12 protein-coding genes and 1 pseudogene are annotated in these 11,988 nt (G+C 71.9%); 6 read left to right on the top strand and 7 right to left on the bottom strand.

Annotated elements, in window-relative coordinates:
- Positions 1–59 precede the first annotated feature (59 nt).
- Positions 60–272, bottom strand: a pseudogene (locus ACFHW1_RS15515) (XRE family transcriptional regulator); the annotation flags it as partial.
- A gap of 169 nt (positions 273–441) precedes the next feature.
- Between ACFHW1_RS15515 and ACFHW1_RS15510 the strand changes: the two are divergent.
- Positions 442–1,326 (top strand): DUF5753 domain-containing protein, encoded by an 885-nt coding sequence (locus tag ACFHW1_RS15510; RefSeq protein ID WP_416568591.1) that lies wholly within the window; start codon positions 442–444, stop codon positions 1,324–1,326.
- Positions 1,327–1,350: 24 nt separating this feature from the next.
- Here ACFHW1_RS15510 and ACFHW1_RS15505 read toward each other — a convergent pair whose 3' ends face one another.
- Genes ACFHW1_RS15505 through ACFHW1_RS15485 form a run of 5 tightly spaced genes read right to left on the bottom strand, consistent with a single transcriptional unit; the run spans position 1,351 to position 4,922 of the window.
- Positions 1,351–1,698, bottom strand: a complete 348-nt coding sequence (locus tag ACFHW1_RS15505; RefSeq protein ID WP_416568592.1) for a hypothetical protein — start codon at positions 1,696–1,698, stop codon at positions 1,351–1,353.
- Positions 1,695–1,967 carry a hypothetical protein gene (locus tag ACFHW1_RS15500; protein ID WP_416615655.1) on the bottom strand — a complete coding sequence of 91 codons (273 nt, stop codon included), beginning with the start codon at positions 1,965–1,967 and terminating at the stop codon, positions 1,695–1,697. The genes ACFHW1_RS15505 and ACFHW1_RS15500 overlap by 4 nt, the downstream gene beginning before the upstream one ends.
- 45 nt (positions 1,968–2,012) lie before the next feature.
- Positions 2,013–3,140, bottom strand: a complete 1,128-nt coding sequence (locus ACFHW1_RS15495) for a cystathionine gamma-lyase (RefSeq protein ID WP_416615654.1) — start codon at positions 3,138–3,140, stop codon at positions 2,013–2,015.
- A gap of 40 nt (positions 3,141–3,180) precedes the next feature.
- A complete protein-coding gene (locus ACFHW1_RS15490) occupies positions 3,181–4,185 on the bottom strand; it encodes an NAD(P)H-dependent glycerol-3-phosphate dehydrogenase (protein WP_278167744.1) in 1,005 nt (334 codons plus the stop codon).
- The gene (locus ACFHW1_RS15485) at positions 4,182–4,922 is read right to left on the bottom strand and encodes a lysophospholipid acyltransferase family protein (RefSeq protein ID WP_416615653.1); all 741 of its coding nucleotides are present in this window, start codon (positions 4,920–4,922) and stop codon (positions 4,182–4,184) included. The genes ACFHW1_RS15490 and ACFHW1_RS15485 overlap by 4 nt, the downstream gene beginning before the upstream one ends.
- A gap of 148 nt (positions 4,923–5,070) precedes the next feature.
- Between ACFHW1_RS15485 and cofC the strand changes: the two genes are divergently transcribed.
- The 5 genes from cofC (at position 5,071) to ACFHW1_RS15460 (ending at position 11,012) form a co-directional block, all read left to right on the top strand.
- Positions 5,071–5,745, top strand: coding sequence for a 2-phospho-L-lactate guanylyltransferase (gene cofC / locus ACFHW1_RS15480; RefSeq protein WP_416615651.1), 675 nt, complete (start codon positions 5,071–5,073; stop codon positions 5,743–5,745).
- Position 5,746: 1 nt separating this feature from the next.
- Positions 5,747–5,944, top strand: a complete 198-nt coding sequence (locus ACFHW1_RS15475; protein WP_416568597.1) for a cold-shock protein — start codon at positions 5,747–5,749, stop codon at positions 5,942–5,944.
- A gap of 417 nt (positions 5,945–6,361) precedes the next feature.
- Positions 6,362–8,515 carry an RNA degradosome polyphosphate kinase gene (locus tag ACFHW1_RS15470; protein WP_416615658.1) on the top strand — a complete coding sequence of 718 codons (2,154 nt, stop codon included), beginning with the start codon at positions 6,362–6,364 and terminating at the stop codon, positions 8,513–8,515.
- Between the two features lie 83 nt (positions 8,516–8,598).
- Positions 8,599–10,128 (top strand): CHAD domain-containing protein, encoded by a 1,530-nt coding sequence (locus ACFHW1_RS15465; protein WP_416553755.1) that lies wholly within the window; start codon positions 8,599–8,601, stop codon positions 10,126–10,128.
- The gene (locus ACFHW1_RS15460) at positions 10,116–11,012 is read left to right on the top strand and encodes an NUDIX domain-containing protein (protein WP_416553753.1); all 897 of its coding nucleotides are present in this window, start codon (positions 10,116–10,118) and stop codon (positions 11,010–11,012) included. Before ACFHW1_RS15465 ends, ACFHW1_RS15460 begins: the two co-directional genes overlap by 13 nt.
- Before the next feature lie 126 nt (positions 11,013–11,138).
- Here the strand turns inward: ACFHW1_RS15460 and ACFHW1_RS15455 are convergent, their stop codons facing one another.
- Complete coding sequence (locus ACFHW1_RS15455) at positions 11,139–11,798, bottom strand: HU family DNA-binding protein (protein WP_416553751.1); 660 nt, start codon at positions 11,796–11,798, stop codon at positions 11,139–11,141.
- Positions 11,799–11,988: the final 190 nt, after the last annotated feature.

Here is an 11,988-nt window from a genome sequence, read left to right as displayed (position 1 = left end):
GCTGGGACACCCGGCCGACAACCCGCCGACTCAGGTAACGCCTATTGCCGGTCGCTCTAAGCGCCGACGACCTCGGCGGTACTCTCCGCCCCTGCGGCCAGATCCGGCCGTACGCGCGGCCAGAGATCGGCTTCGTCTTCACCGAGTGTGTCGGCAACGGCCAACCGGGTGCGTTGCCGCGGGATCCGGCCGCCGAGCCAACGGTTCACGGTCTTGACGTCGACACCCACGGCGGCGGCCAGGGCGACACTGTCGAGTTGTGCCCGAAGCATGGCAGAGCGCAGGCGGTGACTCATGCCGCCACGGTACCGGACACAACTGGGACGCTTTGAGTCCAGATAAGTGGTCGGCAGAGTGTCCGTAGGGACGTTTCTGGGTCCCCGCCCGGCTCCTACTGTCTGGGCTCGCAGACCGCGATACCGAGCGTCAGGAGGGCTCACGGTGGCCGCGTCAATCTTGAACTCGTCCGTACCACGCCGCCGGCTCGGTCAGGAGGTCCGCAAGCTCCGCGACCGGCAGAACCATGTCTCAACGGCCGTGGCTGCCGGCATGCTGCAGTGGCCGGCGAGCAAACTACGTCGGATCGAACACGGCGAGATCCCGGTGTGCGCCGAGGATGTGGCGTCACTCTGCAGCCTGTACGGCGCCGAGGCCCCGATGATCGAGGCACTCACCGGTCTCGCTACGAAAACCCGAGAGAAGGGCTGGTGGCACGACTACGCGAGCCTGCCGCCGTGGTTTGACATCTACGTCGGATTTGAGGAAGCCGCGAGCCGGCTACGCATCTACGAGTTCCAGATCGTTCCCGACCTGCTGCAGAGCAGGGCGTATGCCGCCGCAGTCACCGGAGCGACCGCTGCCGACCCACCAGCTACGCACACCGCGATACGTATGGCGACCAGGACCGCTGACACCGGCGTCCTGACCCGCAGTACATCTCAGGTGCCGGATATCGAGGTCGTCCTCGCCGAGTCCGTGCTGATGCGCGTGGTCGGCTCGTACCCCGTGATGGCCGAGCAATTGCACCGGCTGACCGATGCGTCCCGGCTCCCGAACGTCTCGGTTCGCGTCCTACCGTTCTCCGCTGGACTGCACCCTGGGATGACAGTTGGCACCCCGTTCACCATCCTCGACTTCGCCGACGCGAGCGAGCCCAGCATCGTCCATCACGAGATGCTGACCGGCGCGCTCTTTCTCGACAGACAGGCCGAGGTCGACCTGTACGCCCTCACCTACGACGGGATCCGATCGGCGGCGCTCGATGCAGCCGAATCGCGAACGCTGCTGCTCGACACGGCGAAGGAGTACGAGCACTTCTCGGCCTGACCTGACTGCCTGACCACACCTCGATCACCGCGGTGGCCGCCAGCTGCGCAGGTCGAACAGGTCTCTCACCACTAGGCCGAACAGCTTCGGCCCACGCTCGAAAATGTCCGTGGCGGCCAGCTCGGGAATCTGGTGGATGTGACGGTACACCGGGCGGATAGCGGACCAGTGCAGGACCATCGCAGCGGCGAACACCACGAACATGAGTTCGAGCACCGGCCTGAACACGGCCACCGGCCCACCGAGCAGGAGCGCCAGGACCGAGACACCGACGACCAGGGACGCCAACAGAAAGATCCTCATGGCGAGCATCGCGCGCCAGTAGGCTGGCACCTCCCGGACATGCCACAGAGGATCGTCGGCAGCCCTCACCAGTATCGGACGTTCAACGCGTCCTTGAGCATCGACGCATCGAGGTCGAGCATCGGCATCCTCCATTCGAAGTGGGCCAGGTAGCGCAGCGGCAACGTCACGATCAGCCCGAACACGATGACGATTGGCAACACGAACCAGACCTGCGGCCAGATGAAGATGCAGGGCAACGCCACGGCCATCGACCGCAGAAACCAGACGCTCAGCCGGTAGACCGCCAGCCGCCGGTAGTCGGACGGCGGACCGCCACGCGGCTCCTGCTCGATCACCCGGATCCCGCTTCCCGTGCGCTGGCTCCCACGGGGCCGAGTCTGTCAGGTGGCGTCCAGGGTGGCGGTGATGTCGCGTACCAGGTCCACAGTGTCCTCGATGCCGCACGAGAGCCGGACGAAGCCCGGTGACGTGTCGTCACCCCACTGGGCCCGCCGGTCGGCGGCCGTGTGCAGACCACCGAACGACGTGGCCGCCGACACCAGTTTCGACGCGGTCAGGAAGCGGCCAACCCGGTCGGCGTCGCCCAGGTCGAACGACACGATCCCCGGGATGCGCCGCATCTGGGCCGTAGCGACCGCGTACGACGGGTCGGTCGGCAGGCCGGGCCAGCGTACGCCGGTGACGTCACGGCGCCCGACCAGCGCGGCGGCGACCGCTTCCGCGTTGGCTGACTGGCGGGCCAGCCGCAGGTCCAGGGTGGCCAGTGACCGGTGGGCGAGCCAGCAGTCGAACGGGCCCGGCACCGACCCGGTCAGTTTGCGCCACCGCTTCGCATCGGCCAGCGCCGCCGCCGAGCGGGTGGCCAGGTAGCCGAGCAGCAGATCCGAGTGGCCGGTCAGCGCCTTGGTGCCGGAGGCGACCACGGTGTCCGCGCCCAGGTCCAGCGGCCGCTGCCCGAGCGGGGTCGGCGCACTGTTGTCGACCGCGACCAGCGCGCCGGCGGCGTGCGCCGCCGCCGCGAGCACGGCGACGTCGCAGACGTCCAGTCCCGGGTTGGCCGGGGTTTCCAGCAGCACCAGCCGTACCCCGGCGAAGTCCGGATACGGGCCGGCGGTCGGCATCAGCCGCACGGTCACGCCGATCGGCTCCAGCACCGTGGCGGCCAACGCCCGTACGGTGAAGTAGCCGTCGGCGGGCAGCAGCACCGTGTCGCCGGGGCGCAGCGTGGTCAGCAGCAGCGCGGTGATCGCCGCCTGACCGCTGGCGAAGACGAGCGTGTCGCCGCCTTCCAGGTCACCGATGGCCGATTCGAGCGCCCGCCGGGTCGGGTTGTCCTCCCGGGCGTAGCCGTCGCGGTCCGGCGACGGCCCGGTCACCGGGTCCAGGTGGTACGGGGCGGCGAACACCGGGCCGGGCAGGAACGGCTGGCCGGGGGTCGGCTCGGGCAGCCCGGCGGCGACACACCGGGTGCCGTCGCCGTACCCCGGGTCGCGGGAAGTGGCGGTCATGCCGTTCATCCTGACCAAGGTCACCGGCCGGCGGCAGAGCCTATTCCGGTTTCGTGGCCCGCGTCATGAGCAGCGTCAACGCGGTACGCGGGTCCAGGCCCTCGTGGCAGATCCGTTCCACCTGCTCGGTGATCGGCATCTCCACCCCGTGCGCGCGGGCCAGGTCCCGGATCGACAGGCAGCTCTTCACCCCTTCGGCGGTCTGCCGGGTGGCGGCCTGCGCCTGTTCCAGGGTCTCCCCCCGGCCCAGGTGCTCGCCGAACGTCCGGTTGCGCGACAGCGGCGACGAGCAGGTGGCGACCAGGTCACCGAGGCCGGCCAGGCCGGAGAAGGTCAGCGGGTCGGCACCGAGGGCCACACCGAGGCGGGCCGTCTCGGCCAGCCCCCGGGTGATCAGGGTGGCCTTGGTGTTGTCACCGAGGCGCATCGCGGTGGCGATGCCGTACGCCAGGGCGATCACGTTCTTCACCGCCCCGCCCAGCTCGCAGCCGATCACGTCGTCGTTGGTGTACGGCCGCAGGTAGCCGGTGAGCATCGCCTGCTGCACGGCGGCGGTGCGCGCGGTGTCGGTGCCGGCGACGACGCTGGCGGCCGGCTGCTCGGCGGCGATCTCGGCGGCCAGGTTGGGGCCGGAGACCACCACGACCCGGTCCGGGCCGACCCCGGTGGTCTCGACGATCACCTCGCTCATCCGCTTGGTGGTGCCGAGTTCGATCCCTTTCATCAGGCTGACCAGGGTCGCGTCGGGGCCGATGTGCGCGGCCCAGTCACCCAGGTTGCCGCGCAGGGTCTGCGACGGTACGGCGAGCACGACCAGCCCCGCGCCCTTGATCGCCTCGGCGGCGTCGCTGGTGGCGGTGACCCGGTCGGGCAGCCGCACCGCCGGCAGGTAGTCGGGGTTGGTGCCGTACTCGCGGATCGCGGCGGCGACCTGTTCACGTCGGGCCCAGAGGACCACGTCGGCGCCGGCGTCGGCGAGCACCTTGGCGTACGCGGTCCCCCACGAGCCGGCGCCCAGGACGACGGCCCGGCCGGTCCCGGTCACTGTCCCGGCTCCGGGGTGCCGCTGGACCGGCCCTTGCGGCGGGCGGTCGGGGTGTACAGCGGTGGGGCCTCGCCGCCCCGGATCTCGGCGACCATGTCCCGCAGTCGCAGCATGATGGTCTCGGTGATCTCCTCCAGCACCGCCCGGGTCGGCTCGACCCCGGCCCATCTGCTCAGGTCGAAAGGTTCACCGGCGACGACGGTCACCTTCCGGCCGGGCAGCAGGTTCAGTTTCCCGGTCCGCGGGTCGTACATCTGCTGCGGACCCCACATCGCCACCGGCACGACCGGGGCGCCGGTGGTCAACGCCAGGCGGGCCGCGCCGGTCTTGCCGCGCATCGGCCACAGGTCCGGCTCGCGGGTGGTGGTCCCCTCCGGGTAGATCACCACCGCGCCGCCTTCGTCGACGCCGACGATCGCCGCCTCCAGCGACTTGATCGCGTCGACGCTGCCCCGGTGCACCGGGATCTGCTTCACCTTGAGCAGCCAGCGCCCGATGACCGGGATGGTGAACAGGCTGGCCTTGCCGAGGAACCGGGGCCAGCGGCCGGCCTCGTAGAGGTAGTGACCGATGACCATCGGGTCGGCGTGCGACATGTGGTTGGCGACGACGATCACCCCACCGGTGCCGGGGATGTGCTGCATCCCGGACCAGTTCCGCTTCGTCCATACGAGCAGGGTCGGTTTGACCACCATCACGATGAAGCGTCGCCAGAAGCCCAGTTTCCGCCGCGCCACCCGATCCTCCTCGTCACCGCACCCTGGCCACCACCCTGGCCACCACCGGGTCACCGCACCCGACCGCCGTCTTGCCGACCGACGCAGCGAATCATGCCCTGTCCGACCCGGCCAGAGCCAATGCGAGCCCAGCCGGCAGGATGGAGCGGTGCGGAACGCGACCTGGTCGGTGGTGCTGCCGGTCAAGCGGCTCGCGGTGGCGAAGAGCCGGCTGCGGGGTGCGCTCGACGGCGTACCGCATGAGGAGCTGGCGCTGGCCCTGGCCCGCGACACCGTCGCCGCCGCGCTGGCCTGCCCGTTGGTCGCCGAGGTGGTGGTGGTCACCTCGGATCCGGCGGCCGACGCCGCGTTGGGCGCGCTCGGTGCCCGTACCGTCGCCGACCCGGAGCTCGGCGCGCCGGAGGTGAGCGGGCTGAACGCGGCGGTGGCGCACGGCGCCGCGACTGTCGGCGGCGGCCGGCCGGTCGCCGCGTTGACCGCTGACCTGCCGGCGTTGCGCCCGGCGGAGCTGACCACCGCCCTCGACACCGCCGCCGGGGCGGGCGTGGACCGCTGGTTCGTGCCGGATGCCGCCGGCACCGGCACGGTGCTGCTGGCGGCCGCCGTCGGCACCGCGCTGCGGCCGGGTTTCGGCGCCGGATCGGCAGTACGGCATCAACGGTCGGGTGCCGTCCGGCGCGGCGGGGACTGGCCGACGCTGCGCCGCGACGTGGACACCGCCGCCGACCTCGCCGACGCGGCCCGGCTCGGCCTGGGGCGGTACACCGCCGCGCTGTACGCCAGCGGGTACCGTGCTGACATGCGACACAGGTCGGTGAGCTGAGATGCAGGGCACGGTGGCGACCTTCGATTCGGCGACCCGCAGCGGCACGGTGCTGCTCGACGACGGGGCGGAGCTGGCGTTCCCGGCGGCCGCGTTCGATGCTTCCGGGCTGCGGCTGCTGCGGCTGGGTCAGCGGGTACGCATCGAGCGTGACGAGTCCGGGCACGTCAACCGCGTTACGTTGCCCACATTCGGCTAGCTGGAGCCGGGCGAATTTATGCCAAGTTCACCGTGATCAGGTCATGATTACCGGGTGACGCCCGCCCCCTCCAGGCGCGCCGCCGCCCGTCCGCGCCGCGCAGCCGACCAGCCCACCGCTGACCAGCCCGCCGGCACCGACCAGTCTGCCGCCGACCAGCCCGCTGCCGACGACGGCGCGACCGCGACGCCCCGGCCGGCCCGCCGCCAGTCGTCGAACGGCACCGCCCGGAAACCGGCCGGCGGCACCGCCCGCAAATCGACGGCCGGCACCGCTCGCAGGTCCACGGCCAGCAGCGCCCGCAAGTCAGCAGGCGGCACCGCCCGCCGGCGGGCCAAGGCGGCACCGCAGGCAGCACCGGAGACCACCGAGCCGGCGCCGGAGGCGGAGTCCGCGACCGACGCGCCGGCCGCGCCGCTGCCGGTGCAGGCCCCCGACCCGGCCAACCCGGTGTCGGACACCGCCGAGCCGGCCGAGCCGGACGAGCCGGCCACGCTGGCCCGCCAGCCGCTGCCCGACGACCGGTTCCTCAACCGGGAGCTGTCCTGGCTCGATTTCAACGCCCGGGTGATCGAGCTGGCCGAGGACCCGCAGACGGCGCTGCTGGAGCGGGCCAAGTTCCTGGCCATCTTCGCCAGCAACCTCGACGAGTTCTTCATGGTCCGCATCGCCGGGCTGAAACGCCGGCTGCAGGCCGGGCTGCCGGTACGCGGCGGCGACCGGCTGCCGCTGCGTACCCAGTTGGAGCTGATCGCGGCGAAGACCGCCGGCCTGGTCGCCCGGCACGCCCGCTGCTTCACCGAGGAGGTCCGGCCCCGGCTGGCCGCCGAGGGCATCCACCTGATCCGGTGGAGCGATCTGAGCACCGGTGAGCGGGAAGGGCTGCGCACCTACTTCCGGGAGCACATCTTCCCGGTGCTGACCCCGCTGGCCGTCGACCCGGCGCACCCGTTTCCGTACATCTCCAGCCGGTCGTTGAACCTGGCCGTCGCGGTCCGTGACCCCGACGGCGGCCCGGAGCTGTTCGCCCGGATCAAGGTGCCGAACAACGTGCCCCGGTTCGTGGTGGTCGGCCAGGAAGGGCTGGGCGCCCGGTTCCTGCCGGTCGAGGATCTGATCGCCGCCCAGCTCGGCCAGCTGTTCTCCGGCATGCAGGTGGTTGAGTGCCACCTGTTCCGGGTGACCCGCAACGCCGACTTCGAAGTCGACGAGGACCGCGACGAGGATCTGCTGCAGTCGCTGGAGCGGGAGCTCGCCCAGCGCCGGTTCGGCCCGCCGGTTCGGCTGGAGGTGGCCGCCTCCATCTCCGACCACATGCTCGACCTGCTGGTCCGCGAGCTGGACATGGACAGCCACGACGTGCTGCGGGTGCCGGGGCTGCTGGACCTGTCCGCGTTGTGGCAGGTGTACGAGAGCTCCGACCGGTCGGACCTCAAGGACCGCCCGTTCGTGCCGGCCACCCACCCGCGGCTGGTCGAGGGCGAGGTGCCGCGCAGCGTCTTCGCCACCCTGCGCGACGGCGACATCCTGGTGCACCACCCGTACCACTCGTTCTCCACCAGCGTGCAGCGGTTCATCGAGCAGGCCGCGGCCGACCCGCTCGTCCTGGCGATCAAGCAGACGCTGTACCGCACCAGCGGCGACTCGCCGATCGTCGACGCGCTGATCGAGGCGGCCGCCGCCGGCAAGCAGGTGGTGGTGCTGGTCGAGGTGAAGGCCCGGTTCGACGAACAGGCCAACATCGGCTGGGCGCGGATGCTGGAACGGGCCGGCTGCCACGTCGTGTACGGCCTGGTCGGGCTGAAGACCCACTGCAAGACCGCCCTGGTGGTACGCCAGGAGGGCAACCAGATCCGCCGCTACTGCCACATCGGCACCGGCAACTACCACCCGAAGACGGCCAGGCTGTACGAGGACTTCGGCATGCTGACCGCCGACCCGGAGGTCGGCGCCGACCTGACCGACCTGTTCAACGTGTTGACCGGCTACAGCCGGCAGACCGCGTACCGGCGGCTGCTGGTCGCCCCGCACGGGGTGCGCAGCGGGCTGATCGAGCGGATCGGGCGGGAGGTCGCCCACGTCCGCGAGGGCCGGGGCGGGCTGGTCCAGATCAAGGTGAACTCGCTGGTCGACGAGGAGCTGGTGGACGCGCTGTACCGGGCGTCGCAGGCCGGCGTACAGGTGGATCTGCTGATCCGGGGGATGTGCACGCTGCGGCCCGGGGTGCCGGGGCTGTCGGACAACATCCGGGTCCGGTCGATCCTCGGCCGGTTCCTGGAGCATTCCCGGGTGTTCCGGTTCGGCAACGACGGCGACGTGGAGTTCTGGATCGGCTCCTCCGACCTGATGCACCGCAACCTGGACCGCCGGGTGGAGGCGCTGGTGCAGGTGACCGACCCGGTGGCCCGCGCCGAGCTGGACCAGCTGATGAGCGACGCGTTCAGCCCGGACTGCGAGTCGTTCGAGCTGCACCCGGACGGCACCTGGAGCCGGCACCGGTCGACCGACGAGCGGCCGCTGGTGCATCTGCAGGAGCGGCTGCTCCGGCGGTTCATCGGCACCGGCAAATAGCTCCTGCTGTCACCGGCGGTCGGCGGGCCGGCGGCGCCCTGTCGACAGCGGCGACCTCGGGCGGGCGGCGCTAGGCTGGCCCGATGGTGGAGGAGGAACGCAAGTACGAGGTCGAGCCGGGTTTCACCGTGCCGGACCTGTCCGGCTGTCTGCCGGACGGTGGCCGGCTGGTGCAGCAGCCGGCGGCGAAGCTGACCGCCACCTACTACGACACCCCGGATCTGCGGCTGGCCCGCGCCGGGGTGTCGCTGCGCCACCGGGTGGGCGACTCGAAGCCGTGGACGGTGAAGCTACCCGCCGACGCGCCCGGCGTACGGCACGAGATCAGCCGGTCCGGTAAGCGCGGCAAGCCGCCGGCCGAGCTGGTGTGGCTGGTCACCGCGTACTCGCGGGGGGTGGAGCTGACGCCGGCCGCGACGGTGCGCACGGCACGTACGGTGCTGGAGTTGCGCGACGCCGACGACGCGCTGCTGGTGGAGCTGGCCGACGACGCGGTGTCGGTGTTGGACGGCAAGACGATTCGGTCGCGGTTCCGTGAGGTGGAGGTCGAGCTGAAGGCCGCCAACCGGTCGCTGCTGGACCAGGTCGAGGCCGAATTGGTCGCGGCGGGGGCGATTGCCGGCGGGTTCACCCCGAAGCACGTACGGGCGTTGGGTGCGGCCGCCGCCGGTCCGGCGGAGCTGCCGGCGGTCGAGGACCTGCCGGACGGGCCGACCGCCGCCGATGTGGTCACCCGGGCGGTCCGCGACGGCGTCGCCCGGATCCTGGCGCACGACCCGCTGGTGCGGCTGCACGCCCCGGTCGGCGACGACGACACCGCCGTGCACCAGATGCGGGTGGGTTGCCGGCGGCTGCGCAGCGACCTGCGGACCTTCCGGGCGTTGGTGGACCGCGAGTGGGCGGGTGCGCTGCGCGACGAGCTGAAGTGGATCGCCGGGGTGCTCGGCGGTGCCCGCGACGCCGAGGTGCTGCGGGACCGGTTGCGGCGTACCGCCGGGGCGGACCCGGTGGCGCCGCTACCGTCGGCGGCGGTCGAGCTGATCGACGCGACGCTCGCCGACCGGCAGGCGGCGGCACTGGCCGAGGTGGACGCGACGCTGCGCTCCGACCGGTACGTTGCCCTGGTGGAGATGCTGGTGCAGGCGGCCCGGGAGCCGCGACTGACCCCGGCGGCGGCCGGCCCGGCGGCCGAGGTGCTGCCTCGCCTGGTGGCCAAGCCGTGGCGCCGGTTGGCGTTCGGCGGCAGCGGTGTGGACGGTGCCGCCGATCTGACCCTGGACGCCTCCGACGAGCGCTGGCACGCGGTGCGAATCAACGGCAAGAAGGCCCGGTACGCGGTGGACGCGGTGGCGCCGGTGATCGGCGGTGGCGCGGCGAAGCTGGCGAAGGCGTTGTCGAAGGTGCAGAACCTGCTCGGTGAGCACCAGGACGCGGCGGTGGCCGCCGAGACCTGGCAGGGGGTGCTGGCCGAGCACCCGGACGACCACGAGTTGGCGGTGACCGTCGGCCGGCTGGTCGAGCGGGAGCGGGCCGCGATCCGTGCGGCGCGGGCGGAGTTCGCCACCGCCTGGGAGCGGGCGGCGGCGGGGCAGCGGACGAAGTGGCTGCCGTGACCGAGGTCCGGGCCGCCGGCGGGGTGGTGTGGCGCACCGACGACAGCGGGGCGGTGCAGGTGTGTCTGGTGCACCGGCCCCGGCACGACGACTGGTCGCTGCCGAAGGGCAAACTGGAGCCGGCGGAGCGTCCGTTGGTGGCGGCGGTCCGGGAGGTCGGTGAGGAGACCGGGATCCGGGCGGTGCCGCAGGTGCGGCTACCGTCGATCCGTTACACCATGCCGGACGGCAACCTGAAGGTGGTCGACTACTGGTCGATGCGGGCGGTGGAGGCGTCGTCCGAGCCGGTGCCGGTTGACGCCGCCGACGAGGTCGACGAGCTGTGCTGGCTGCCGTTGGCGCAGGCGCGGCAGCGGTTGACGTACCGGCACGACGTCGGGGTGCTGCACGGGTTCGCGCAGCTGCCGCCGGTGACCGCGACGCTCACCCTGGTGCGGCACGCGCACGCCGGCAGCCGGGACACCTGGCCGGGTCCGGACAGTGCCCGCCCGTTGGACACCGCCGGGCTGCGGCAGGCGCAGGCGTTGGCGGCGTTGCTGGTGCTGACCGGGCCGTGTCGGGTGCTGTCGGCGTCGCCCCGGCGGTGTGTGCAGACGGTCGCCCCGCTGGCGCAGGCGCTGGATCTGCCGGTCGAAGTGGAGTCGGTGTTCGACGAGCCGGCCGCCGGCCAGCAGCCGGACGAGAACGCGTTGGCGGCGGCGGGCCGGCTGAGCGAGTTGGCGGCGGCCGGTACGCCGGCAGCGGTGTGCAGTCAGGGCAAGGTGATCCCGGCCGCGTTGACGGTGCTGACCCGGCGGTCGGCGGCGGATCACCGTACCGCGAAGGGCGGCGGCTGGTTGTTGTCGTTCGCCGGGGAGCGGCTGGTCGGCGCGGACCGGCTCTAGCGGGGCCGATTGCGGCGGCCCAGCGGACCGGGTCAGCGGCCCTGTCGCATATACGAAGGCGCCCACCGCCGTACCGGCGGTGGGCGCCTTCGCGCTGGTGGTGTCCGGCCGGTGTGGCCGGACGGCTCAGCGGGTGGTTTTACGGGCGGCGGGCTTGCGGGCCGGGGCCTTCTTCGCCGGCGACTTCTTCGCCGCCGTCGACTTGGCTCCGGTCGACTTGGCCGCCGCCGACTTGGCCGCGGTGGACCGAGTCGCGGTGGTCTTCCTGACCGTGGACTTCTTGGCCGGCGCGGCCGCCGCGGACCGGGTGGTCTTGGCGGCGGCGGTCTTCTTCGCCGTACCGCCGGCCGCCCGCTTCGCCGGCGCCTTGGTGGCGGTCGACTTGGCGGCCGTGCCGGTGGACTTCGCCGCGCCACGGGCGGTGCTCCTGGCCGCCGTGGACTTGGCTGCGGTGGCCTTCGTCGCCGTGGACTTCGCCGCGGTCGACTTGGCCGCGGTGGCCTTCGGTGCCTTGCCGCTGGCCACCATGTCCTTGAAGCCCGCGCCGGGCCGGAAGACCGGCACCGAGGTCTTCTTGACCTTCACCGACTCGCCGGTACGCGGGTTGCGCGCTGTTCGAGCCGCGCGGACGCGCTTCTCGAACACCCCGAAGCCGGTGATACCCACCCGGTCGCCCTTGGTGACCGCCGACTGAACCTCGGCCAAGACGGCGTCGAGCGCCGTCGTCGCCGTCTTGCGGTCTCCCAGGCGAGCAGCGAGCGCATCGATGAGCTCTGCCTTGTTCACGAGTTCCCTCCCGTATGTGCAACTGGACTCAACGAGCCATTCTGCGCGCACGGTATGCCCTGTACCGGCAGGACACAAACATCTGCCGGAAAAAAGTCCTTGTGTCGTAACGGATTCGCCCCCAACCGGTGGCCGGAGCCGACCGGTTGGTATAGCCGGACGGTTGGTGGGCCACCGGATGGGGGCGGAA

The sequence above is a fragment of the Micromonospora sp. LOL_014 genome, from assembly GCF_048060245.1.
Classification (GTDB): domain Bacteria; phylum Actinomycetota; class Actinomycetes; order Mycobacteriales; family Micromonosporaceae; genus Micromonospora_E.
The sequence above is the reverse complement of the archived record's forward strand: the minus strand, read 5'-3'. Positions and strand labels throughout refer to the sequence as shown.